Below are 24,641 nucleotides of genomic sequence, written 5' to 3' on the forward strand. Positions count from 1 at the left end.
CGCTGCTTACTCGGCCTTGAGACCCTTGATATCCAGGGGCATGGAGATACCGAGCAGGACATCGGGCGAATCTTCGGTCATGCCGAAACCGGCATTGACGTTGACGATAGTATTGGGCGCCGTACGCAGACCCAGCGAGAAATTCATCACTGCACTGGTCTGTTCGTTGCCCTCGAAGGTGGCGTCGCTGAACTTGAACTTGGGTGCCAGGTTGTGGGCCATCTGGAAGGAGGTGGCTAGCGACACGTCGTAAGACAGCGCGTAAGCGAAGCCCATGCTCAGCGACAGGCTGGAGCCCGGATCAACTTCCTCCAGCAAGCGTCCGCCACGCACCTGATCGGCGTCGCGAATCGGCAGGTTGTAGGTGTAGCCAAGGGAGCCGAACAGCACCACCGGATCGATCACGTAAGAGAGATTCGCGCCGACGCCCAGGCTGTAGTAGCCACTGCCCGTGGCCAGGCCATTGTCCAGGTTGACGTCATAGGGACTGTCGCCGGTCGGCAGACCCAGAGTCGCGAAGAGCGTGGTAACCGGCCGACCGCGCACCGACGACCAGGGCTGCCAGCGAAAGCTGGCGGAGATATCGCCGAGGCTGTAGGTACTGAGGTCACGCTCTGTATCGTACTTGGCCAGAAACGGCACGCGCATGCTGAAGGTGAGGTTGTCCCACACCCCGTAATCGAAGGTGAAGGAATTGGTGAAGGTATGCTGCGCCTCGCTCTGGCCGATTACACTGTAGATGTTCTCCCCGGTACGCACAGTCTGGATCTGCGTATCACGCAACAACGAGTAGTCGAAGCCGTAGGTCAGCGTCCGCTCGCCCTTCTTGAGCAGGGTGTAGCTCTTCTCCGCAGCCTGGAAGACCTCCTCCAGCGCCTTGGCGCTGTCGGCGTCGTCCTCCTTCTTGGTCAGCGCATCGCGTGCGTCGTCGACCGTGGTCTCTGCAGCCATCAACGGCTGCGCCGCGACCAGCGTCAGCATGGCCAGCCATGCATACCCCCAAACTCCCATGACGCTATCCCCAGATCGTTATTGTTATGCCGGGCAAATCACTTGCGGCGAATGTATTGGATGTCGCCTCCCGACCCCAGTTGGTCGGCCTGATTCGTGGTGAACTTGGCCATCTGCGGAAACTCGCGGAAAGCCAGCATGCTGATGGTGCGGTCGTCGATGATGCGCAGGTCGCGATCGGTCAACTCCATGGCATTGGGCGGCTCGTTGCCGCTGGGAAAGATCACGAACAATACGTTCTGGTCCCAGATTTCCTCGAAGCGCACGCGGGTGAAACTGATGTTGCCCAGTGCCGGGTCGGCGACGAACACGTGTTCGTTGTAGACGTCACGCACCACCACGAAATGTTTGAAGCCGGCGTACTCGATGGGCACGATGGCTGGATGTTCCAGCTGCGCCAGATCATCGAAACCGGCGCGAAAGCCACCGCTCTTGTAGCCCAGGGCGGTGACGAAGCGCTTCATGTCGAGCAGGGAGAAACCACGACGCTCGACGATCTTCTCGGCCTCACCGAAATGCAGCAGCCCTTCCATCACCTGGCGCTCTTCCAGATTGCGCCCGAGGAAGTAGTCCAGCAGCGTGGTCAATGCTGCAGAACCGCAGCTGTAGTCATAGGCCTGGCGGATCACGTTGCGAAATTGCAACTGACTCATCGGCTCGAGCACCACCGACTCACGCAAGGGGCCGTTGGGCACCAGCGGCTGGGTAATGTTCACCGTGCCGGTAGGCTGCGGTTTGATGTCGACAGCCTCGGTAAAACCGTACAAACCGATCAGGCTGCCCACGAGAATTTCGATCATTGGTCAATCCGCGACTGCGTAAAACGAGGCAGGAGCCCAGTCGCGAGCAGCGACGGAGCTCCTGTGGATCGGATCAGGCGAGGATCAATGACCCCAGATCTTGACGGTGGAGCCGGCCATGTCCAGGCCATTGATGGCCACACCACCAATGCTGTTGTTGCCGATTTTCACCGAGCTGACCGAAACACCACCGTTGATGCCCGGCAGGCCGATTTCCAGCTTGTTGTCCTTGACGTCGATGGTCAGCGGGTTGGACTCGTCGATGTTGAAACCCGACAGGCTGACGGTATTCAGGCTCAGGCTGTTGCTGCCATCGCTGACACCGGTCTCGGTATCGGTGTAGACGATCGAGCCGATGGTGGCATCGAAGTTACCGGCGATGCTGATACCAGCCTGACCGGTGACGCCGGCCAGATCGGTGTCATCCAGCGCTTTGAGGTCGGCCTGGGCCATGAACGGGACAGCCATGACGGCGGCGGCAAGAGCGATTTTCTTCAGGGTCATCATTGTTGTTATCTCCACAGTTCAAATGGGGGTTCCCCGGGCTCTGCCGGTGACGTCCTATTCACGAGCAGCCTGATCGGCCCATGCCGATCACCAGACCTGCCGCGGCTTCCTTAGGTACGCCAGGTTTGGATTCGCGAAACGCATTGCGCTTCGAGATGGCTACAAGCTACTGACCCGCCATTCAACTGCCAGCCCATCCAAGGGATGGCGCATGGCTATTGCTTCCCCCTGCAACGCTTCAGGCCTCGCTCAGCAGCCCCAGACTTTTGCCTTTGAGCACGGCTTGAGTACGGCTGCGTACGCCCAACTTGGAAAACAGGTTATGCAGGTGCCACTTGATGGTGGCCTCGGACAAATGCACCGCCTGGGCGATATCGCGATTCGACAGCCCGGCCGCCACGAGCCGCAGGATTTCTCGTTCTCGATGGCTAACATCCTGATTTTCATCGAAACTTTCAGGGTCGATAGACAATCTCCGGCACTGTTCGCGAAGCGTTTCAGCGACACCTTGCCAGGCGGATGCTCGTTTGGGCTCGGCACTTTTCCAAGCATCCCAGAGCGGCAGCAGCCACAGAGCATCGTCCTGAAACAGCCGGCGATAGCCGCATTGCCAAGCTTCCTCCAGCGTTGTACGCAACAGCGCGAAGGCTTTTTCGCTGTTACCTTTGCGCCAGTACGCCACAGAAAGTAACAGGCTCAGACGCAGACGCCGGTCACGCTGGTGCTCGGCGCCCTGCTTGGCCAGACACGCCTCCAGGCTGGCCTGGGCTTTTTCCACCCTACGCTCGCTCAGCGCCAGGCGCGCCTCACTCAGCGCCAACGCAGTATGGGCATCGCCATAACGTTCGATCGGCAGCGCTGCAAGGTGGCGCTCCAACTGCAAGTAGATGCGCTGCGCTTCATTAGGCCGGCGCAGCCACAGCAGGAACTGCACCTTGCAGCCCATGGCGATGGCGAACACCCGTTCGTAGCCCGGCCCCTGCAAGCCGGCCAGCCATTCATCCAGCTCCTCCAACCCCTGCTCCGCGGCACCGGCGAAGAAACGTGCACGCGCCATGACCAGCCTGCCGCGGCTGATCAACTCCACCGGCGTGGCAACGTCGCGCCAGGTGGTGGCCAGCGGCAACTCGGCGAGGATTGCGCCATGTCGATCCTGCTCGTACAGCAAGTCGGCGTAGGCCAGGCCGAGCGGGCCGCCGACCCGACTACGCCGTCCAAACACCTGCTCGACCCGCGCCCGCGCTGTCTCGGCCAAGGCGCGGCCGCGCTCCAGTTCGCCATATTCCTTGCAGATCAAGGCCTCGATCAGGCTGGCCATGACGTGCAGGTATTCGCTCTCGCATTGGCGCAGGTTCTCTCGCGCCACGGCGATCGCCTTGGCCGCCTCGCCGAACTCGCCGAGCAAGGCGAACGCTGCTGCCTGCACGCAGGCCAGGCTGGCACGGAACACCGGCTGATTCTGCGGCACCAGGCCCAGCCAGTGGCCGGCGACCTTGAGACAGGCTTCGAGCTTGTCCTGATAGAGCAGAACCAGCGCCTTGAGTACCTGAGCGGCAGCCAACAGTTCGATCAGGCCAAAATGCATGCCCTTGCCGCGTCCTTGCATGAGTCGAGTGCTGACTTCCTCGATCAAGGCTTCGGACTCGGCGAATTTCTGCTCGAAGGCCAACTGCCAGGCATAAAAGATCTGGAACACCGGCTGCTCGGTGATCACCACCGGCGGGATGTCCTTGAGAATCGCGAGAATGCCGTAGACCCGGTTGCCGGCGATCAGCCTGGCCCCCTGGCGCTCCAGCAACTCAGCAGCGAACGCATAATCACGCGCGCGCAACGCGTACTTGATCGACTTGTCGGCCAGATCATGGCTTTCACACCAACGCGCGGCGGCGTGCAGCAGATGGGCAGGATCGCCACGCTTGGTGAGCCGCCCCTGGAGAAATTCGGCAAACAGATGGTGATAGCGGAACCACTCGCCCTGCTCGTCCAGCGGAATCACGAACAACTGTTCGCCCTTCAGCCGACGCAGCATTTCGTGCCCGTCCTGGCGCCCGGTCAATGCGTTACATAGTTCGGCATTGAATTCATCGAGTACCGAGGTCTGGTCGAGAAACAGCTGCACGGCCTCGGGCAGGCTGGCCACTACGTCTTCGGCCAGGTAATCGGCGATATTGCGCTCGGCGCCAGACAAACCGGCAAGAAAGGCGGCGCGGTTCTGCTGACGCGGCAAGGCCAACGCCGCAAGATGCAGGGCAGTGATCCAACCTTCCGTGCGCCCATACAACTGGTTGAGCTCGCTTTCTTCGAGCGCGATGCACTTGATGTCACGAAAATATGCCGCAGTCTCCGCGCGCGTCAGGCGCAGGTCTTCGGCCTTCAGCCAGAAGGCCCAGGCACCGAGTGTTGGCAGTTCGTCGAGAAAGCGCGGCTGATAACGAGTACTGACTACCAGTCTCACCTGGCTGGGCAGGCGTTCGACCAGATAGCGCGAGCTCTGGCCGAGAGACGGATGACGAATACGGTGAAAGTCATCGAGCATCAGATAGAGGTCTTCCGATAGGCCCTTGAGGTCGTCGAGAAACGCATCGATGACAGCCTCCACCGGCCAGCTGACTTCGCCCTGCAGCAGGGCCGTGGCGCTGCTGCCGAACCCGGGGCAGACGGCGCCGATTGCAGCGACCAGGTACTGCAGAAGCCGCGCTGGCTCGCCGTCGCTCTCATCACAAGACAACCAGGCGACACGCGCGCCCTGCTCCTGCAAGCGAGTGCGCAACTGACTAAGGACCGTACTTTTGCCAAAGCCTGCGGGTGCGCTGAGGATTATCAGGCGCTGCTCGCGAGCCTCCAGCAAGCGTTCGAGCAATGCCGAGCGCTCCAGCAGCGGAGCTCCCTCGGCGTGGGCGGGATACAGTTTGGTGCGCAACAGCGGTGCTGCTGCCGGGCAGGACGGATTATGACTGTTCATGATTCGAGTAGGCTCAGCTCGCGGGCACGACGGATGGCTTGGGTGCGATTACGCACCTTGAGCTTTTCGTAGATGTTGTGCAGGTGCCATTTGACAGTCCCCAGTGCCAGCGACAACTGCTGGCCAATTTCCTCGTTGGACATGCCTTTGGCAGCCAGGCAGACCACTTCGCGCTCGCGCTCGGTCAACCCCTCCTCCAGCACATCGAGGGCCTGCCTCGCCTCCTGGCCTGGCCAAGCGCTCAGCAGGCTGCGGATGAATGCCTGCAAAGCCGGCTGACGCTCGGCGGACTCCAGTTGCTGAAGCAGCTGGCGGATGGCCTCGCCCTCCTCGATGAACAGGCTGCGGGTCTCCTCTCGTTCCGCACCGATCAGGCACTGCACCAGCAGGCTTTGCGCGCGCTCCTGATAACCCAGGCGCTGGTAGCTCAGCGCCGCGAGCAGATCCAGGCGCAGGCGGTGCAACCCCTGCCAGCCGCTCTGCAGTTGACCGCGCAGCTGGGTGATCTCGTGCAGCGCTTCGCTGTAATGCCCACGTGCCTGCTGCAGGCGAATGCGGGTCAGGCCAAGCACCCATGACACAGGATTGAAGCTGCGCTGCTTGTAGTGGCCAGCCAGCTTGGCCCAGTCCACCGACTTCAGACGCTGCTCCGCGCGCTTGCTGCGGTCGGCCACCGGTTCCTGGAGAATCAGCGCGATCTCCTCACCTACCGCCTGCACGTAGAAGCGCCAGGAATGGTTGCGCGCCGCCAGGTTCTGCATCAGCACCAAGGTCGCAATCGCGTCTTTCGGGGTGTCTTGCAGGCGCTGAACGCGGGCCAGATAGAGCATCGCCTGGGCATAGAGATCGATCGGGTTGATTACATCGATCGTGGCCAGGGCCCAGCGCAGACGATCCTGCAGACCGTCGAGACGCCCCTGGTGGTAGGCGATCAGCGACTCGGTGATGGCCGGCAAGACCAGAGCCCGAGACTTCTCGCCAAACCAGGGCATCATGCGCGCACGCAGTTGCTCGAACAGCAGTTGCGCCTGCTTTACCCGGCCCTGCTCCAGACACAGTAGAACTTCGACGTTGGCCAGTTGCATGTCTAGGTAACGGCCTTCGAGGAAATGGTTGCGCTGTTGCGCCAACGCCAGCAGCTTACGCGCTTGCTCGGCCTGACCAAGCATGACATTGGCCAGGGCACCGACGGTAAGGATCGCCACCTCGAGAAACGCGGTGTGCTGGCCCAACTGCGCTTCTATGCGCCGGGCCAGGTTGACGCAGGTGTCCAGATCGTCCTTTTGCAGCGCAATCACCGCCTTGATCGCCAGAGTAGCCAGGACTTTGTCACTCAGCGGCCCGCTGCTACGCGACTCTCCCCAGCGTGCCAGCAGCTCGTCGAGCATTCGATTGGCTTCGCTCAGTCCCATTTCGGTCGCCCGGGTCCAGACATCGGCCAGCACCAGTACAGGAAAGCGCGCGGCGATTTCGTCCGGCACGTGCTGGCGCCACTTGTAGATGAGATTGAGCTGGCCGCGGTTGATCAGCTCCAGCCCGCAGCCATCGAGCAGCGCCGCGAGCATCTCGGCATCTTCGGCGAGGCAGGCGTGCTCGATGGCCAGGTTCTGCATGTGGTGATTGGTGAACCACAGGCTGGCATTGAAATGCAGTTGTTTGAAGCGCTCCGGGTCACGCTCCTTGAGGCGGCCACGAAGGAACTCGGCAAACAGGTTGTGGAAGCGATACCACTGGCGCTCGCGGTCCATGGGCAGGAGAAACAGCTGCATAGCCTCCAGTTCCTCTAGCAGTTGCTGGCCATCCTGGCGCGCGGTCAGGGCATTGGCCAGATCACCACTGAGCTGCTGCGCCACGCCCAATGCCAGCAACTGCTCCTGACGCTCGACTGGCAACTGCTCGAAGACCGAGCGCAGCAGGTAATCACCGACTGCATGCTTGTCGGCACCCAGTTCGGCCATGCGCTGCGTCGGTTGAGGGTGATTGCGCAGCCACAGGCTGGCCAGGTGTACGCCGACCATCCAGCCCTCGGTATGGCTGTAGAGAGCACCGAATGTTTCGGGATTGAGCTGCAGGCCGCTGCGCTCCAGATAGCTGCGTGCCTCATCCTGATTGAGCCTGAGCTCATCGCTGCCAAGCTCCAGTAGCAGCCCCTTGGCTCGCAACGTGGCCAGGCCCAGGGCCGGCTGCGAGCGACTACCGATCGCCAGGGTGAAATTGGGTGGCGCCAGCTTGACCAGACGACTGAGCGCCGCGAGCAGTTCGCCATCCTGGATCAGGTGCAGATCATCGAGTATCAGCAGCAGAGGTTCGGTACGCTGCGACAGATCCACCAGCAGGCTTTCCATTACCGCTTCGACCGGCACACGCATGGTATTGCGCAGGTAAGCCAGCGCATCGTCACCCAGACCCGGTAGTGCCCGTGCCAGTGCTTCGATCAGTTGCTGGAAGAAACGGATCGGCTCATCGTCATCGGAGCCCAGCGATAGCCAGGCAACCGCGCTGCCAGACTGGCGACGCTGCTCGGCCAGCATGGCCAGAGCGGTGGTCTTGCCGAAGCCGGCCGGCGCACAAAACAGCACCAGGCGGGCATGGGGATGGGCTGAAAGCGCGGCTTCGACCTGGGGTCTTGCCAAATAGTCCGCAGATGCCTGGGGCGGCGACAATTTCGAACGCAGCAGGCTTCCAGCGGCTGGACCTATCACTACATCCATGGCCTGGATCCCTTATAAATTATTGTTTGGGTACTCGGGGCCCTTACCCGTTTCACACGAAAAAGGGCCCTACATTCAACATCCTGGCACAGCGCCATACTAATCAGCCGAACGCGGCCGAGTAAACCCGGCGCGGGCTCTAGGATGAATGTTAGCGGCGGACTACAATCGCCCTTTCATCTCTTCCGACTGCCACGCATGCCCAGCTGCTTCCTGTACCCTCTTCCTTACCGAACGGACCCCAGTGACTACTTCCGGCGCATTCGCCATGCCCCCGGTGCCGTACTGCTGGATGCTGGGCGCCCGAATGCCGAGCGTGGACGCTATGACCTTATGAGCGCCTGGCCATTGGCAGAGCTGGCGCCGACAGCCGACGAATCGGCCAACGATTTTCTGCAACGCCTGCGCGACGCGCTGCAGAGCCTTGGCCATGCAGAAGCGCCGGTACAGCAGCCGCTGCCATTCGTCGGCGGCCTGATCGGTTACCTGTCCTACGACTTCGGTCGCCGCCTGGAAGCGCTGCCCGAGCAGAGCATGGATGACCTTGGCCTCGAAGATGCGCGGTTCGGTCTCTACGCATGGGCGCTGATCAGCGATCACCAGCTTGGCAGCAGTACCCTGCTGTTTCACCCGAGCCTGCCGCATGCGGAACGCCAGCGCCTACAGGCGCTTTTCGAAGCACCGCACAGCGAGGACCTTGCCCCCTTCCAATTGAGCCAACCATTCCAGGCCGATATCGACCAGCAGCGCTATCGCCAGGCGATCGAACGCATCCAGAGCTACATCCTCGCGGGCGACTGTTATCAGGTGAACTTCGCCCAGCGCTTTCAGGCTCCCTGTTCAGGCGATCCGTGGACGGCTTACCTGGCGCTGCGCCAGGCCTGCCCCACTCCCTTCTCGGGTTTCCAGAGCCTGGGCGATGGCAATGCCATTCTCAGTCTGTCGCCGGAACGTTTTCTCAAGGTCAGCGCGGGCCAGGTAGAAACACGCCCGATCAAGGGTACCCGCCGCCGTGGCGATGATGCTGAGGATGACCAGGCCCAGGCCCAGGAGCTGCTGGCGAGCCGTAAGGATCGCGCCGAGAACCTGATGATCGTCGATCTGCTGCGCAACGATCTCGGTCGCAGCTGCCGTACCGGCTCGGTCAAGGTGCCGGAGCTGTTCGCCCTGGAAAGCTATCCCAACGTGCATCATCTGGTCAGTTGCGTGACCGCAGAGTTGGCACCCGACAAGGATGCGCTCGACCTGATCGCCGGCAGTTTCCCGGGTGGTTCAATTACCGGCGCACCGAAGATCCGCGCCATGCAGATCATCGACGAGCTGGAGCCGACCCGGCGCGGACTCTACTGCGGCTCCTTGCTGTATCTCGACGTGCGCGGCGAGATGGACAGCTCCATCGCCATCCGCAGCCTGCTGGTCAAGGATGGCAAGGTCAGTTGCTGGGGCGGTGGCGGCATCGTCGCCGACTCTAACTGGCAGGCCGAGTATCAGGAGTCGATCACCAAGGTCAAAGTGCTGCTGGAGACGCTGGAGCGCCTGCCGGACAGACAGGCTTAACGAAACGCCGCGAAACCGCGGCGTTTTTTATTTCATCGTTCTTATAGGCTCAGCTTACGGTTCGATGCCTTGAGGAACTCCTGCTTCAGATCCTCATAGGTGTGCACCGCCGGAAACTGCGGGAACTCGCGGATCACGTTGTCCGGCGCATGGAACAGAATGCCGGCATGGGCTTCGCTGAGCATGGTGGTGTCATTGTACGAATCACCCGCTGCGATCACACGGTAGTACAGGCTCTTGAAGGCGATCACCGACTGGCGCTTGGGGTCCTTCTGGCGCAGCTGGTAACTGACCACGCGATCGCTCTCGTCGGTGATCAGACGATGGCACAACAGGGTCGGGAAACCGAGCTGGCGCATCAGCGGCTGGGAGAACTCGTAGAACGTGTCGGAGAGGATCACCACCTGGAAGCGCTCGCGCAGCCAGTCGACGAACTCGACCGCGCCCTCGAGCGGCTTGAGCGTGGCGATCACGTCCTGAATGTCCTTCAGCTTCAGGCCGTGCTCGTCGAGAATACGCAGACGCTGCTGCATCAGCACGTCGTAATCGGGGATGTCGCGGGTGGTCGCCTTGAGCGACTCGATGCCGGTTTTTTCCGCGAAGGCGATCCAGATTTCCGGGACCAGTACGCCTTCCAGGTCGAGACACGCGATTTCCACAGGCCACTCCTCGGTTGAGCCAAAAAGGAGCCGGCACTCTAGCCGCTGGGCTTGGCTGGCGCAACGCGACCTGCTTATAACTCGAATGAAGGACATCAAGCGCCTTAGTTATTTAGCCGCATAACCGGGCTTTGTTACCATCGCGCCATCACGCACACGATCTGGAGTCCTCAACATGGAACTCGACCTGGACGCGCTCAACGCCGAATTCGGCAACCAGCCTGAAAAGCTGGTGCAGTGGGCCATCGGACTGGGCAAACCCGCCATTTGCACCACCAACTTTCGCCCATTCGAAGCGGTAATCCTGCACATGGTCAGCCAGGTCAAACCGGATATCCCGGTGGTCTGGATGGACAGCGGCTACAACACCGAAGCCACCTATCGCTTCGCCGACGAGGTGACGCGCAAGCTGGGCCTCAACCTGATCACCTACCTGCCCAAGCGCTCGCGCGCCCATCGCGAGGCCATCGACGGTCCGGTTCCCGGCCTGGACGATCCGCGCCACGCGGCCTTCACCGAAGAAGTGAAGCTCGAGCCGTTCGCCCGCGCGCTGCGCGAGACCGCACCGAGCGTCTGGTTCACCGCCCTGCGCGCCACCGACACCGCCGTGCGTGCGCAGATGGAGCCGATCAGCATCAACCCGGACGGCCTGATCAAGGTCGCCCCGCTGCTGCACTGGTCCTCCAAGGACCTTTACCAGTACCTGGTCGCTCACGACTTGCCGAACGAATTCGATTACTACGACCCGACCAAGGGTGAAGACAATCGCGAGTGCGGCCTGCACCTCAGCCACTGATTGGCACTGGTTGGAACGAAACATGGCGCCCTTGGGCGCCATGTTTCGTTCCAGCGTCTGTTTCAGTGCATCGGCAACTCGACATCCGCAAACAGGTCTTCGAGTTCGGACTTGTTGTGGCACTGCACCGCCTTGGCCAGCATGTCGCGAGTCAGGTGCGGGGCGAAACGCTCGATGAAGTCGCACATGAAGCCGCGCAGGAAGGTGCCGCGACGGAAGCCAATCTTGGTCACGCTGGGCTCGAACAGGTCGTCGGCGTCGAGCACCACCAGATCCGGGTCCAGTTTGGGGTCGACGGCCATCTTGGCCACGATGCCGACACCTAGATTCAGGCGCACGTAGGTCTTGATCACGTCGGCGTCGGCTGCGGTGAATACCACCTTGGGCGTCAGGCCGCGATGGCTAAAGGCTTCATCCAGCTTCGAGCGCCCGGTGAAACCGAATACATAGGTGACGATGGGGTGCTCGGCCAAGGCTTCGAGGGTCAGCTTCGGCAGCTTGGTCAACGGATGCCCCTGCGGCACCACCACGCACCGGTTCCAGCGGTAGCACGGCATCATGATCAGGTCGTTGAATAGCTCCAGGCCCTCGGTAGCGATGGCGAAGTCGACGCTGCCATCGGCGGCCATCTCGGCGATCTGCGTCGGCGTGCCCTGATGCATGTGCAGCGACACGTCCGGGTACTGCTTGATGAAAGCGCTGATTACCGGCGGCAGTGCATAGCGCGCCTGGGTGTGGGTGGTAGCGATGGACAGCGTGCCCTTCTTCTCGTTGGAGAATTCCTGGGCGATCTGCTTGATGCTTTCGACCTTGCGCAGAATCTCGCCAGCCGTGGTGATGATGCGCTCCCCGGCTGGGGTCACGCGGGTCAGGTGCTTGCCGCTGCGGGCGAAAACTTCCACGCCCAGCTCATCCTCGAGCAAGCGAATCTGCTTGCTGATCCCTGGTTGCGAGGTGTAAAGGCTCTGAGCGGTAGCCGATACGTTGAGGTCGTGGTGCGCAACTTCCCAGATGTAGCGCAATTGCTGAAGCTTCATATATTTCCCTCAGAGCAGTAACAAGTCGTTGAAAACTACCTGCGTTGCCATTGCTGCGTTGAAAACAGGCTCGGAATGCTCATTTACAACTCGTAAACTCCGCGTCCTCGCCTGTTTTCGCCTTGCACTGGCTGCCTCGCCTACGTTTTTCAACGGCCTGGTGAGGAAGGCCAACAGCCTGCCAATGCCGTATATAACCATATTATTGGTTTAATCGAACAGCCTAGAACTTTTTAGAAATCCCCCTCTTACAGATCCCCGTGCCCACGGTGCTGCAACATGGGCACCAGATACACCGGCACCTCCGACAATTGCACGATTCGCGCTGCCGTACGCCCCAGCGGTATGGTCAGGCCCGTACCATGGCTGTGACTGCCTACGACCAGCAGATCAACCCCAAGTTTCTGCGCCTCCTCGAGAATTACTGCAGGCGGATCCCCCTGCAGCACTCGCACCGCCCGTATCAATTGAAGATCCTGCTGACCGTCGCCCAACTCGTCACGAAAGCCCTCCAGCACCCGCTGCTCGATACTCGCCATAACCGTGTTCAGCCCATTACGACGAAGCTCCACGAGGGTCTCTTCATCCAGGTAGGTCTGCAGCACGGATTCGGCGAACAGGCCCATGGGTTCCACCGCGTGCACCACATACAGATCGGCCTTGAAACTGCGGCTCATAGCGAGGGCGTGCTGCAGCACGTAGGAGGCATAAAGCCCCAGATCGGTGGCATAGAGTATCGATCGGATCACGCGGCCTCCTCGACTGCTGGCGCAGGCCTTTGATTGAGCTTAGCAGCGCATCAGACAAAGCAAGATCGACAGCGTTATTTAGGACGAATGGCTATATGCAGGCGGCTAGGCGCCTGCACGCCGCTAGGATCAAGGCAGCAACTCGTTGCTCACCCCATGAGGAACATGACCAGTCGCCACCACCTGGCGGGCCCTTTCGCAGTGGCCGGTCTGGTCGTCGAAGAACACGTCGGCGGCGAAGGCTTCCAGCACTGCCGATTTGTCCAGACCGCCCAGGAAGAAGGATTCATCCAGGCGGATATTCCATTCGCGCAGCGTGCGGATCACCCGCTCATGCGCTGGCGCCGAGCGGGCAGTGACCAGCGCCGTGCGAATCGGACATTCGGCCTCGGGAAATTCCTGCTGCAACGCGTGCAATGCGGCGAGAAATGGCTTGAACGGCCCACCTGGCAGAGCCTGCCGAGCGGACTCGCGCTCATGATCCTGAAAGGCATTGAGGCCGCCGCTTTGATAGACGCGCTCGGAGTCATCGGAAAACAGCACGGCGTCACCATCGAAGGCAATTCGCAACTCATTGCTGTTGGCCCGCCGGGTGCCGCCGGAAAGCAGCGTGGCCGCACCGAAACCGGCTTTCAGCGCATTGCGCACATCGTCGGCATGGGTAGACAGGAACAGATGGCAGCCGAAGGCCGCCAGATAGGGATCAGGGCTGCGCCCCCCCACAAAAGCCGCGCGGGAAATGCCGAGGCCGTAGTGCTGGATCGAATTGAACGCACGCAGGCCGGTATCCGCGCTGTTGCGCGACACCAGGATCACCTCGACGCGCTGTTCGCTGAGCCGCGTGTTCAACCCGAGCAGCTTTTCCACCAGGGGGAAGGCGTCCCCCGGCATCAGCACCTCATCCTCATGCTCTATCTGATAACGGCGATAAGCCTCCACCCCTTCACTTTCGTAGATCTGGTGGCTTTCGCTCAGATCGAACAGCGCCCGCGAGGAAATCGCCAGCACCAGCCTGTCCCCCAGCCCCTTGCCCATGCTTAGGCCTCCCGGCGAGCCTGAATGAAACGTAGCGCCTGATACAGCGCGCGCACCTTGGGCATGTCGAAACCTGCTGCGTCCGCGGCCGCCAGCGGCGCTTCATAGATGGCGTGCAGTTCGGCCGGCCGTCCCTGAGCGAAGTCGTGGTACATGCTCGGCAGGTAATCGGGCATACGCTGCGTCGCCGCCAGCAGTTTGTCCGCATAATTCTCCGGCATCGTGTAACCCTGCGCCTGGGCGGTCTGTACCACTTCCTGCATCATGTCGCCGATCAGTGCGCGGCTATCAGCGTTGCCCATCAGGCGCCGCGTGTCGGCATCGAGCAGCACAGACAGGCCGTTGTACGGGATGTTCCACACCAGTTTCTGCCAGCGCGTCTGCGCCAGGTCGCGCATCGCTGCAGAGTCAAGGCCGGTGCTGCGCAGCAGGCTCGCGCCTTCCTCGGCCAGCGCCAGGCGCGCCTCGTCGTCATCCGCCGGCCCCGAGTGGTAAGCCAGATTGATCGCCCCCAAGGCCTGATGCTCAACCACACCCGGCGCACTGCGATGAACGCAGATGTAGCAAAGCCCACCCAGCAGATGCAGATCGTCACCCAGCAACGGACGCAGCTCATCCTCCACCGCCAGGCCGTTCTGTAACAACACCACCTTGGCACCAGGCGCCGCAGCCTTGGCAATCAAAGGCGCAAGCTCGACATTGGCCGTGGTCTTGGCGCCCACCAGCAGCCAGTCACATTGCGGCATGTCCTCGATATCCTGGTAGGCCTGCACCGGCGCCAGGCGCAGGGCGCCGTGCACGCTGCTGTTCAGTTGCAGGCCACGCTCGACGACGGCGGCGTATTCGCTGCGCAGCAGAAAGTGCACGTCATGGCCGGCACGTGCCAGGAGCATGCCGTAGAAGCCGCCGATGGCACCGGTGCCGATGATGCCGATACGCGGCGCGGAGGTTTGGGACATCAGGGAAGCTCCTCAGCCGGGCGAAGCAGAGCCTCACCAATGGCGGTTAGCAGATCGGAATGGGCAAGACGCGCATGCAACGCGCCAAAGAAATGACCGTCCTTGACCAGAAACAATGAAGGCAGATGAAAGACCTCATAGCGCGCCACCAAACCGGCATTATGCCCGGCGTCGATCCAGCACAGGTGCTCGACCGGAAGCGGCATGCCAGGCAGCGTCTGGCGTGCCCAACGACAGCTGGCACAGCCCGTGCTTGTGAACACCAGTAGCGAGATGCCGGGAAGATCGAGCAGACGCCGATCAGCATCCAGATCGGTCAATTCCAGCTGTGTCGCTATACTGAAGCAACTGATATCAGTTTGCCTGTATTCGAGGTTGGTGTTCATGCGTAAGTTTCTGCGTCATCCAAGCGACATGCCGGTGGAACTGGTGTTGCGCAGACAGGCCTGCATTCCCCGGCAACGGCTGAACAATATCAGCCTGGGCGGGGTCGCATGCAACTCGTTACGCGGCTTTCGCCGCGGTACGTCTGTCGAGCTGCGCATTCCACTGCTCGGCGATCAGGCGCGTTATCCAGGGGTAGTAGCCTGGTGCCGACGCCAGGAAAACGATTACCTGGTGGGCATTGCCTTCATCGATGAGGACACCCTGTTTCGCGCACGCATGGTCGAACAGGTCTGCCAGATCCAGCATTACCGCCAGCAGCTGGAACAGGAATCGGGCCAGACCCTGGCCATCGAACAATGCGCTCAGGACTGGATAGCCAAGCATGCTGCCGAGTTTCCCTATTTGGCCTGATTGAGGCGCCGCGTTCATCCGCAAGGCAATCAGCCACCTCATACTGCCAATCTATGAGGCCCATTGAACTTAACGCCCATTGTCGCGCAGCCCCGTACGCGCTAAGGTTCGGCTCCCCCTGCACCAACTAGCTGTGCACCGCCATAGGGGATCGCTGGCGGCCGGCACCCGTGACCTGACGACCTGACCCGATGAATAGCACGATGGCAGATTTACCGATCGACGACCTCAACGTCGCTTCCAACGAAACCCTGATCACCCCCGATCAGCTGAAACGCGAAATCCCCCTGACCGATGCCGCACTGAAGACCGTCGCCCATGGTCGTCAGGTGGTACGCGACATCCTCGACGGCAAGGATCATCGCCTGTTCGTGGTCGTCGGCCCCTGCTCCATCCACGACATCAAGGCCGCTCACGAGTATGCCGAGCGCCTCAAGGTACTGGCCGCCGAGCTGTCCGACAGCCTGTTCCTGGTGATGCGCGTGTACTTCGAGAAGCCGCGCACCACGGTGGGCTGGAAAGGCCTGATCAACGACCCGTATCTGGATGACTCGTTCAAGATTCAGGATGGCCTGCACATCGGCCGTCAGCTGCTGCGCGACCTGGCGGAAATGGGCCTGCCCACCGCAACTGAAGCGCTCGATCCGATTTCCCCGCAGTACCTGCAGGACCTGATCAGTTGGTCGGCCATCGGCGCCCGCACCACCGAATCCCAGACCCACCGCGAAATGGCCTCTGGCCTGTCCTCGGCAGTCGGCTTCAAGAATGGTACTGACGGCGGCCTGACCGTGGCGATCAACGCGCTGCAGTCAGTCTCCAGCCCGCACCGCTTCCTCGGCATCAACCAGCAAGGCGGCGTGTCCATCGTCACCACCAAGGGCAATGCCTACGGTCATGTGGTACTGCGCGGCGGCAACGGTAAACCCAACTACGATTCGGTCAGTGTGGCGATTTGTGAGCAGGAACTGACCAAAGCAGGCATCCGCCCGAACATCATGGTCGACTGCAGTCACGCCAACTCCAACAAGGACCCGGCCCTGCAGCCGCTGGTGCTGGAGAATGTCGCCAACCAGATCCTCGAAGGCAATAACTCCATCGTCGGCCTGATGGTCGAAAGCCACCTTGGCTGGGGCAACCAGTCGATTCCGAAGAACCTGTGCGACCTCAAGTACGGCGTATCCATCACCGATGCCTGCATCGACTGGGACACCACCGAAAAGAGCCTGCGCAGCATGCATGCCAAGCTCAAGGATGTACTGCCCAAGCGCCCTCGCGGCTGAGGGTGGACATAAAAGAAAACGCCGGGCAATGCCCGGCGTTTTCGTATCCGCATTCACACGTAGGGAGGGCTTCAGCCCACCGCCCCGAACCGACACCTACTGGTGACGCGCACGTCGCTCCATGTAGCGTTCTACATAGGAGCACGACGGAATCACGGTATACCCCTTGCCCTCGGCATACTGCAGGGCATGCTCGGTGAGCGCCGCAGCGATACCACGGCCACGCAGCGCGTTGGGTACGAAGGTGCGGTAGATGTCCAGCGTCTGCTTACCCAGATCCATGTAGGCCAGATAGGCACGATCACCATCGACGGTGGTCACGAACTGGTGACTCGCCTGGTCATGGTGGATGGACAACCCCTCGCTCATCTTCTCTCCTCTAGCCGCAACCGTTAGCGGCGCATCTACTTTTACTTCATACCGTTGCTTTGGCAAAAGCGCAAACTCGGATACTGCCTCGGCACAGCGATCAGTCAAGCTTATCAGGCGCCGAAGCGCCCAGCCACGGGCAATCAGACGCTCAACAACGCAATGCAGAGCAGCGCCGCGATGACCGGGATCAGTACGGTGATGACGAAAATATCCTTGTATGCCTGCTTATGCGTCAGCCCCATGATCATCAGCATGGCGATCACCGCGCCACAATGCGGCAGTGAATCCAGGCCGCCAGCAGTGATGTTGGCGATACGGTGCAGCACCTCCGGCTCTATCCCCATTTCCAGATAGCGCGGCGCCAGGGTCTGCATGAATATCTGCAGGCCACCAGAAGATGAGCCAACGATCCCCGATACCACGCTGACCGAGGCGAACACCGACAGCAGCGGAGGCAGGTCAACGGCCAGTATCCACTGCGCGAACTGGGCGAAACCAGCCGTCTGAGTAACGACCCCACCAAAGCCGATTACTGCCGCCGTGTTCAACAGCGGCATGATCGAGTCGTCCGCCCCCTGCCCCAGCAACCCCACGGTATTGCGGCGCAAGGCTGGAAACATCAGCACAGCGACGCCAGTGGCGATCACCAGGGCGAGACTGGGCCAGAGGATCGGCTGCGCCTGGCTGAAAGCCAAAAGCCCACCCAGCGATCCTTCACCCGGTATGACCGCACCGGACAGGGCAAGCAGTCGCGGCAACAGAATGATCCCCAGCACCACGACGATCGGCACCAGCGCCAGCCCCCAGTGCGGTCCGCTACCCGGCGCGCCGGCCAGCTGTTGCATGCGCTCGTCCTGCGCATTGGCCTCGAAACCCTCGCCGCGCTCACGCGCCAGGCGCCACTCGCGCTGCAGATAGGCCATACCGAGGACGATCATCACCAGCGAGGCGAACAGCCCGATCCAGGTACCGGCGAACAGGTCAGTACCCAACGCGCTGGCAGCAATCACGTTATGAATCGATGGCGAACCGGGCAACGCCGTCATGGTGAAGGTACCGGCGCCGAGCGCCGTAGCGGCGCAGAACAGGCGCTTGGGCAGGTTGGCCTCGCGCATAAGCGTGATGCCTAGCGGATACATGGTGAAGATCACCACGAACACCACCACCCCACCGTAAGTCAGCACCGCGCAGACGAGCATCGCCACCCACAGCGTGCGCTGCGTACCCAAGCCTCGGGTAATGGCCTGGGCGATACTGCCGGCGGCCTGGCTGGCGGCCATGACCTTGCCGAAGACCGCCCCACAGAGAAACAGTACGAAGAACTTGCCGGCGAAGGTGAATGCGCCCAGAGGGCCGAATGGAAAGTGTTCAAGTAGCGCACGAGGTACGGCGACACCATTGGTGAGTGCCACCAGTATCGAACATAGCAATGCCGCGATGAAAATGTTCACGCCGCGCAGCGCCATGAAGATAAGTAGCGCCAGGCCCACCAAGAGCCCCAAATTCCCAAGCATCGGCTTTCCCCTCTTTTATTGTTTTAGCTCCAAAGTCGGGACAGTTATAACAGCTCGTACAACCGCTACACTGTATGGATTGCGTAACTGACTGTTTTTTAGCCAGCCCCCATAACCCGCACCCTGCAGCCTCCTGCCCGAAGAAAAAAAAACTGCAACTCTTGCCTTGGCTCCGTTTACTTACTAAAAGTAATAGGTAGTATGTACGCCGGCTAATTTCCCGCAGTTGGGGAATTGCTTTTTATGGAAAACTCCACCTCAAGGGGAACACGATGAACAACGTTCTGAAATTCTCTGCTCTGGCTCTGGCCGCAGTTCTGGCTACCGGTTGCAGCAGCATGTCCAAAGAAACCGAAGCCCGTCTGACTGCTACCGAAGATGCAGCTGCTCGCGCTCAAGCCCGTGCCGACGAAGCCTACCGCAAGGCTGATGAAGCTCTGGCTGCTGCTCAGAAAGCTCAGCAGACCGCTGACGAAGCCAACGAGCGTGCTCTGCGCATGCTGGAAAAAGCCAGCCGCAAGTAATTTGCGACTCGTTTTTTCGAAAGCCGCCCCAGGCAACTGGTGCGGCTTTTTTATTGCCTGCGACGGACACCGAACAGTTCCAGCAATCAGGCAATAAAAAAGCCCGCCGACATGATTGCGGGCGGGCTTTTCAGTGACTCAAAGATCAGAACGGGTTGTCGCTGTTGGCGACCACGCTCTCGGTTTGTGCGGCAATGGGCATCGGCATGCCGTCTTCGGCTGCAACCACCTCGCGCACCATTTCCCAGTCGAGGCGCAGGCCGCTCAGTTCGTCACGCTTGAGCAGTGCGTTGATCACCGCCGTGTGCTTGTCGACGACGGATGGATCGCCCTCATCATCCAGCGGCGCATGCGCTTCCAGATAGACCTTGCCACCACTGACGCCGAATTTGTACGGCTCGTTCAGAATGCGTACCGGAGTGCCGACCGGCACCATGTCCGCCAGTTCCAGCACGTTGTGGTTGAGCATACGGAAGCAACCGTGACTGACGCGCATGCCAATACCGAACTTCTTGTTAGAACCATGGATCAGGTAACCCGGAAACGACAGCGTCATCTTGTACGGGCCCAGCGGGTTATCAGGGCCAGGCGGCACTACAGTGGGCAGGATATCGCCGTCAGCGGCATGTTCTTCGCGGATCGACTTGGGCGGATACCAGGCCGGATTCGGCGTCTTCACCGTTACCCGACCGACACCCAGCGGCGAACCCCAGCCTTCACGACCGATGCCCAGTGGGAAGGTATGCACGACGTTCTGCCCTTTCGGGAAGTAGTACAGACGATACTCGGCCAGGTTGATCACGATGCCTTCACGCGGGCCCGGTGGCAGCACGTACCGTGTCGGCAGGATGACTTCGGTGCCCTCGCCAGGCAGCCAGGGGTCGACGCCTGGGTTGGCGGCGACCATTTCCAGATAACCGAGATCGTTGGCCGTTCCCAGATCGGCGAAAGTGTCCTCGTACTTGGCCTTGATCACTTGTACCTGGCCCACCACATCTTCGCCTGGCGGCGGCAGTGGAAGTTCGAGAGCCTGCACCGCAGCACTGGAGCACAGCGCGAGCAGCGTCAGGCAGCGGTTGACCGCAGAAAAGCGCGACAACATCCGGGAGTCCCTTGAAGAGTTGAGTGATATTGCGGCGATTGTACACCGCCGTTGGAAAGCCTGGCAGGCGTCAGCCATCCGCCCAGTTCGAGCACAAACCTTGGCGCTGCGCCTCGAAGGTGGCCAGACACGCAGGACAGAGCCGGCGGTCGCGCAGCCAGACCTTTTCCAGCGCCCGCCAACGCGGCTGCGCCGGTAACAAGCCGCCACACAATGTGCGATCAGCGTGCCCTCCCAGGCGCAACTGGCGAGCGACCAGGTGCACGCGCACCTCGCGACAGGCGAACAGGTCCAGCTGCTCATCCGGCTCGATCAGTTGATAGGCATAAAGGGACCAGGCGAGACGCGGCATCTGGGACTCCGTGACAGGTCGGCCACATTAGCCGAAAGGCTTGAGGCGGAAAAGCCTCTCCCAGTTCAGTTTTCCCGCAGCGCAGCGGTGTTCACAGCATGGGTTCGAGCGTCGGCCAGACGTTATCAAGCAGCACAGCCTGTGCGTCCTGAGTCGGATGAATGCCGTCGGCCTGCATCATCCCCGGCACGCCCCCGACACCCTCGAGGAAGAACGGCACCAGTGGAACCTGCTTCCGCTCGGCCAGGTCGGCGAACACCTGGGCGAAAGCGGAGGTGTAACGCGCGCCATAGTTGGGCGGCAAGCGCATCCCCAGGAGCAGTACCTCGGCACCGGACGCCTGCGATGCGTCGATCATCGACGCAAGATTCTGTTGCAATTGTGCAGGGGGTTGGCCACGCAGGCCATCATTGCCGCCCAGCTCGATGATGACCAGCTCCGGTTTGTGCTCGGCAAGTAGCGCAGACAGCCGCGCGGCGCCGCCTGCGCTGGTATCGCCGCTGATCGAGGCATTGACCACCGAGTGCTCGAAACCCTCTTCCTTGAGGCGATTTTCCAGCAACGCGACCCATCCCTGGCGGCTATCCAGGCCAAAAGCGGCGCTGATACTATCGCCGACCACAAGCAGGGTGCCTGCAACCGCTCCCTGAGCCCAGAACATCAGGGTCAAGGCACCACTGAGCCACCATGCACGCATTTGGAATCTCCATGACTTCGAGCATTCTCGCTGCGCGGAACCTTAGCAAAGTGGTCAGCAGCGCGGAAGGCGAGCTGACTATCCTCCATGATCTCGACCTCGAACTGACCAAGGGTGACAGTCTGGCCATCGTCGGCAGCTCCGGCTCCGGCAAATCCACCCTGCTCGGTTTGCTCGCCGGCCTCGACCTGCCCAGCGCCGGTGCCGTGCTGCTGGCCGGCAACAACCTCAGCGAACTCGATGAAGACCAGCGTGCGCGTCTGCGTGCAGAACATGTCGGCTTCGTCTTCCAGTCGTTCCAGTTGCTCGACAGCCTCAATGCGCTGGAGAACGTGATGTTGCCGCTGGAGCTGGAAGGTCATGCCGATGCCCGTCAGCGTGCGCGCGCATTGCTCGAACGCGTCGGCCTCGGCCAGCGCCTGACGCACTACCCACGCCAACTCTCCGGCGGCGAGCAACAGCGCGTGGCCATCGCCCGCGCCTTCGCCGCCGAGCCGGACGTGCTGTTCGCCGACGAACCCACCGGCAACCTCGACAGCCATACCGGCGAGCGCATCAGTGACCTGCTGTTTCAGCTCAACCAGGAGCGTGGCACCACCTTGGTGCTGGTCACCCATGACGAGCGCCTGGCGCACCGCTGTCAGCGTCTGATCCGCCTGGAAGCCGGGCACCTGATCGACCGCGTGGAGCCCTGATGAAACGCGTGCCCTTCGCTCGCCTGTTTTCGCTCGCCGCCCGCCAACTGTTGCGTGATGCCCGCGCCGGAGAGTTGCGGGTGCTGTTCTTCGCCTTGCTGGTGGCAGTCGCGGCCAGCAGCGCCATCGGCTACTTCAGCGCGCGCCTCAACGACGCCATGCTGCTGCGCGCCAGCGAATTTCTCGCCGCCGACCTGCGCCTGAGTGGCAGCTCGCAGGCCAGCCAGGAGCAGATCGATGCGGGGCTCAAGCTGGGTCTGGATCACGCCCAGGCAGTGGAGTTCTCCAGCGTCGTAGCCGCAGCTGATGGTATTCAGCTGGCCAGCGTCAAGGCCGCCAACAGCCTATATCCGCTGCGCGGCGAACTGAGAAGCGCGGCCGAACCTTACGCAGCAGAAGAAGTGGGCTCTGGCCCGCGTCCCGGTGAGGTCTGGGCCGAAGCACGCCTGATGGTCGCGCTGAACCTGAAGATCGGCGACGAGCTGGAGATCGGCGCCAAGACGTTGCGTCTGAGCCGCGTACTGACCTATGACCCGGACACCGCTGGCGACTTCTACAGCCTGACGCCCAGGGTGCTAATGCATCTGGACGACCTTGCCGCCACCGAGGTCGTGCAACCCGGCAGCCGTGTGCGCTTTCGCGAACTCTGGCGTGGCGATACCGAGACACTGGCTGCTTACCGCCAAGCCGTCGAAGCCGACCTGGAACCCAATCAGCGGCTGGAGGATGCCCGCGACGGTAATCGCCAGGTCGGTGGCGCACTTGGCCGTGCCGAGCGTTACCTGAACCTGGCCAGCCTGGCGGCGGTGCTGCTCGCTGGCGTTGCGGTGGCACTTTCAGCGGCACGCTTCGCTGCACGCCGCTTCGACGCAAGTGCCCTGCTGCGTTGCCTCGGGCTTTCACGCCATGAGGCACTGGCACTGTTCGGCCTGCAACTGGCACTGCTCGGGTTGATCGCCAGCATGCTCGGCGCGCTGCTCGGCTGGGCCGGCCAGCACGTGCTGTTCTATCTGCTGCGCGGCTTGATCCCCGATGACCTACCACCTGCCGATCTGTGGCCTGCATTGGCCGGCATGGCCACCGGCCTGGTGGCGCTGGCCGGTTTCGCCCTGCCACCATTAGCTGCTCTCGGCCGAGTGCCGCCGCTGCGCGTGCTGCGCCGCGACATGCTGCCGGTACCGGCCAGCTCCTGGCTTGTGTATGGCGCTGCGCTGGTTGCACTGGGCCTGATCATGTGGCGCCTGAGCCTGGATTTGAAACTGACGCTGGCGCTGCTGGGGGGCGGGCTACTCGCGGCGTTACTGCTCGGCGGCCTGCTGCTGCTCGGCCTGCAAAGCCTGCGCCGTATGCTGCAACGCGCCGCCCTGCCCTGGCGCCTTGGGCTCGGGCAACTGCTGCGCCACCCGCTGGCGGCCGCCGGACAATCGCTGGCGTTCGGTCTGATCCTGCTGGCCATGGCGCTGATCGCCCTGCTGCGTGGCGAGCTGCTCGACACCTGGCAAGACCAGTTGCCGGAGGATGCGCCCAACCACTTCGCGCTCAATGTGCTGCCAGCCGAGCGCGATGCCTTCGCCGCGCGCCTGGCAGAGTTGTCGCCGCATCCCGCGCCGCTGTATCCGGTGGTGCCTGGCCGGCTAATCATGATCAACGACGAGCCGGTACGCCAATTGGTGACCAAGGAAAGTCGTGGCGAACGCGCTATCCAACGCGATCTGAGCCTGACCTGGGCCGAGCAATTGCCATCGGACAACCTGATCACCGCCGGCAGTTGGTGGGGAGCCGAGCACGCCAGCGATCTGCCCGGCGTTTCCGTCGAGGCTGAACTGGCCGAAAGCCTGCAACTGAAGCTCGGTGATCGCCTTCGCTTCAACGTCGGCGGCATCGAACGCGAAGCACAGGTCACCAGTTTGCGCCAGGTTGACTGGGACAGCTTCCAGCCCAACTTCTACATGATCTTCGAACCGCAGACCCTGCAGGATCTACCCGCTACCTATCTGACCAGCTTCTACCTGCCGCCCGGCCAGGATGCCGAGCTGATCAAGCTCAGCCGAGCGTTCCCCAGCGTCACCCTGCTGCAGGTCGACGCGCTGCTGGCACAGCTGCGCAGTATCCTCGCCCAGGTCACCCTGGCCATCGAGTACGTGCTGCTGTTCGTGCTCGCCGCCGGCATCACCGTGCTGCTGGCCGGGTTGCAGGCCACGCTGGACGAGCGCATTCGCCAGGGTGCGCTGCTGCGCGCCTTGGGTGCCGAGCGCAAGCTGCTGATCAGCGCTCGCCGTGCCGAGTTCGGCCTGCTCGGCGCGGCCGCCGGCCTGCTCGCTGCATTGGGCTGTGAGCTGGTGAGTTTTCTGCTCTATCGCTATGCCTTCGACATGAGCTGGCAGCCTCATCCCTGGCTCCTGCTGCTGCCGCTGATTGGCGCGCTGCTGATCGGCCTGGCCGGCGTTCTCGGCACCCGCCGTGCACTAAATGCCAGCCCGTTAAGCGTGTTGCGCGAAGGCTGAGCTTGAAGGAAGGGGTTTGC

At 61.8% G+C, this 24,641-nt stretch carries 23 protein-coding genes; 7 read left to right on the forward strand and 16 right to left on the reverse strand.

Annotated features, from left to right (window positions below; genetic code table 11):
- Positions 1-6 precede the first annotated feature (6 nt).
- The 5 genes from EL191_RS12950 to EL191_RS12970 all read right to left on the reverse strand — a co-directional run bounded on the left by EL191_RS12950 (position 7) and on the right by EL191_RS12970 (position 7,991).
- Positions 7-1,011: a transporter gene (locus tag EL191_RS12950; protein WP_041769463.1), complete on the reverse strand. Its 1,005-nt coding sequence runs from the start codon at positions 1,009-1,011 to the stop codon at positions 7-9.
- Between the two features lie 38 nt (positions 1,012-1,049).
- Complete coding sequence (locus EL191_RS12955; protein ID WP_013715752.1) at positions 1,050-1,811, reverse strand: C39 family peptidase; 762 nt, start codon at positions 1,809-1,811, stop codon at positions 1,050-1,052.
- 84 nt (positions 1,812-1,895) lie between these two features.
- A complete protein-coding gene (locus EL191_RS12960) occupies positions 1,896-2,318 on the reverse strand; it encodes a DUF6160 family protein (protein ID WP_013715753.1) in 423 nt (140 codons plus the stop codon).
- Positions 2,319-2,556: 238 nt separating this feature from the next.
- Positions 2,557-5,280: a helix-turn-helix transcriptional regulator gene (locus EL191_RS12965; protein ID WP_041978950.1), complete on the reverse strand. Its 2,724-nt coding sequence runs from the start codon at positions 5,278-5,280 to the stop codon at positions 2,557-2,559.
- Complete coding sequence (locus tag EL191_RS12970; protein ID WP_080764274.1) at positions 5,277-7,991, reverse strand: LuxR C-terminal-related transcriptional regulator; 2,715 nt, start codon at positions 7,989-7,991, stop codon at positions 5,277-5,279. The genes EL191_RS12965 and EL191_RS12970 overlap by 4 nt, the downstream gene beginning before the upstream one ends.
- A 198-nt stretch (positions 7,992-8,189) precedes the next feature.
- On the opposite strand from EL191_RS12970, the gene pabB reads away from it, so the two are divergent.
- Complete coding sequence (gene pabB, locus EL191_RS12975; protein WP_041978946.1) at positions 8,190-9,548, forward strand: aminodeoxychorismate synthase component I; 1,359 nt, start codon at positions 8,190-8,192, stop codon at positions 9,546-9,548.
- A gap of 41 nt (positions 9,549-9,589) precedes the next feature.
- Here pabB and thrH read toward each other — a convergent pair whose 3' ends face one another.
- Entirely contained in the window at positions 9,590-10,207 is a 618-nt protein-coding gene (gene thrH, locus EL191_RS12980) for a bifunctional phosphoserine phosphatase/homoserine phosphotransferase ThrH (RefSeq protein WP_013715757.1), read from the reverse strand.
- Between the two features lie 175 nt (positions 10,208-10,382).
- Here thrH and EL191_RS12985 point away from each other — a divergent pair, with 175 nt between their 5' ends.
- Complete coding sequence (locus EL191_RS12985) at positions 10,383-11,003, forward strand: phosphoadenosine phosphosulfate reductase domain-containing protein (RefSeq protein ID WP_013715758.1); 621 nt, start codon at positions 10,383-10,385, stop codon at positions 11,001-11,003.
- A gap of 62 nt (positions 11,004-11,065) precedes the next feature.
- On the opposite strand, the gene cysB is transcribed toward EL191_RS12985, so the two are convergent.
- The 5 genes from cysB to EL191_RS13010 form a co-directional block, all read right to left on the reverse strand.
- Positions 11,066-12,040: an HTH-type transcriptional regulator CysB gene (gene cysB / locus EL191_RS12990; RefSeq protein ID WP_013715759.1), complete on the reverse strand. Its 975-nt coding sequence runs from the start codon at positions 12,038-12,040 to the stop codon at positions 11,066-11,068.
- 248 nt (positions 12,041-12,288) lie between these two features.
- Positions 12,289-12,789, reverse strand: coding sequence for a universal stress protein (locus EL191_RS12995; protein ID WP_013715760.1), 501 nt, complete (start codon positions 12,787-12,789; stop codon positions 12,289-12,291).
- 129 nt (positions 12,790-12,918) lie between these two features.
- Entirely contained in the window at positions 12,919-13,824 is a 906-nt protein-coding gene (locus EL191_RS13000; protein WP_013715761.1) for a 5'-nucleotidase, read from the reverse strand.
- Between the two features lie 2 nt (positions 13,825-13,826).
- Positions 13,827-14,783: a putative 2-dehydropantoate 2-reductase gene (locus tag EL191_RS13005; RefSeq protein ID WP_041978944.1), complete on the reverse strand. Its 957-nt coding sequence runs from the start codon at positions 14,781-14,783 to the stop codon at positions 13,827-13,829.
- Complete coding sequence (locus tag EL191_RS13010; protein ID WP_041978942.1) at positions 14,783-15,169, reverse strand: YbbN family protein; 387 nt, start codon at positions 15,167-15,169, stop codon at positions 14,783-14,785. Before EL191_RS13010 ends, EL191_RS13005 begins: the two co-directional genes overlap by 1 nt.
- On the opposite strand from EL191_RS13010, the gene EL191_RS13015 reads away from it, so the two are divergent.
- A complete protein-coding gene (locus tag EL191_RS13015; RefSeq protein ID WP_013715764.1) occupies positions 15,168-15,581 on the forward strand; it encodes a PilZ domain-containing protein in 414 nt (137 codons plus the stop codon). The two genes, EL191_RS13010 and EL191_RS13015, sit on opposite strands and share 2 nt — an antisense overlap.
- Positions 15,582-15,784: 203 nt before the next feature.
- Entirely contained in the window at positions 15,785-16,861 is a 1,077-nt protein-coding gene (locus EL191_RS13020) for a 3-deoxy-7-phosphoheptulonate synthase (RefSeq protein ID WP_041978939.1), read from the forward strand.
- Positions 16,862-16,957: 96 nt separating this feature from the next.
- Here the strand turns inward: EL191_RS13020 and EL191_RS13025 are convergent, their stop codons facing one another.
- Both EL191_RS13025 and EL191_RS13030 read right to left on the reverse strand, forming a co-directional pair.
- On the reverse strand, positions 16,958-17,230 hold the full coding sequence (locus EL191_RS13025) for a GNAT family N-acetyltransferase (protein WP_013715766.1): 273 nt from the start codon (positions 17,228-17,230) through the stop codon (positions 16,958-16,960).
- Between the two features lie 143 nt (positions 17,231-17,373).
- Positions 17,374-18,747 carry a GntP family permease gene (locus EL191_RS13030; RefSeq protein WP_041978937.1) on the reverse strand — a complete coding sequence of 458 codons (1,374 nt, stop codon included), beginning with the start codon at positions 18,745-18,747 and terminating at the stop codon, positions 17,374-17,376.
- 272 nt (positions 18,748-19,019) lie between these two features.
- On the opposite strand from EL191_RS13030, the gene oprI reads away from it, so the two are divergent.
- Positions 19,020-19,271 (forward strand): outer membrane lipoprotei OprI, encoded by a 252-nt coding sequence (gene oprI, locus EL191_RS13035; protein ID WP_003239826.1) that lies wholly within the window; start codon positions 19,020-19,022, stop codon positions 19,269-19,271.
- A gap of 145 nt (positions 19,272-19,416) precedes the next feature.
- Here the strand turns inward: oprI and EL191_RS13040 are convergent, their stop codons facing one another.
- The 3 genes from EL191_RS13040 to EL191_RS13050 form a co-directional block, all read right to left on the reverse strand.
- Complete coding sequence (locus EL191_RS13040; RefSeq protein ID WP_041978933.1) at positions 19,417-20,373, reverse strand: L,D-transpeptidase family protein; 957 nt, start codon at positions 20,371-20,373, stop codon at positions 19,417-19,419.
- 70 nt (positions 20,374-20,443) lie between these two features.
- A complete protein-coding gene (locus EL191_RS13045; protein WP_013715769.1) occupies positions 20,444-20,725 on the reverse strand; it encodes a hypothetical protein in 282 nt (93 codons plus the stop codon).
- Positions 20,726-20,816: 91 nt separating this feature from the next.
- Positions 20,817-21,422 carry an arylesterase gene (locus tag EL191_RS13050; protein WP_041978931.1) on the reverse strand — a complete coding sequence of 202 codons (606 nt, stop codon included), beginning with the start codon at positions 21,420-21,422 and terminating at the stop codon, positions 20,817-20,819.
- Between the two features lie 11 nt (positions 21,423-21,433).
- Between EL191_RS13050 and EL191_RS13055 the strand changes: the two genes are divergently transcribed.
- Positions 21,434-22,117: an ABC transporter ATP-binding protein gene (locus tag EL191_RS13055; RefSeq protein ID WP_017361020.1), complete on the forward strand. Its 684-nt coding sequence runs from the start codon at positions 21,434-21,436 to the stop codon at positions 22,115-22,117.
- Positions 22,117-24,621 carry an ABC transporter permease gene (locus EL191_RS13060; RefSeq protein WP_041978929.1) on the forward strand — a complete coding sequence of 835 codons (2,505 nt, stop codon included), beginning with the start codon at positions 22,117-22,119 and terminating at the stop codon, positions 24,619-24,621. The genes EL191_RS13055 and EL191_RS13060 overlap by 1 nt, the downstream gene beginning before the upstream one ends.
- Positions 24,622-24,641: the final 20 nt, after the last annotated feature.

Origin of the sequence: Pseudomonas mendocina (assembly GCF_900636545.1) — a bacterium.
In the GTDB taxonomy this organism is placed as follows: Bacteria; Pseudomonadota; Gammaproteobacteria; order Pseudomonadales; family Pseudomonadaceae; genus Aquipseudomonas; species Aquipseudomonas mendocina.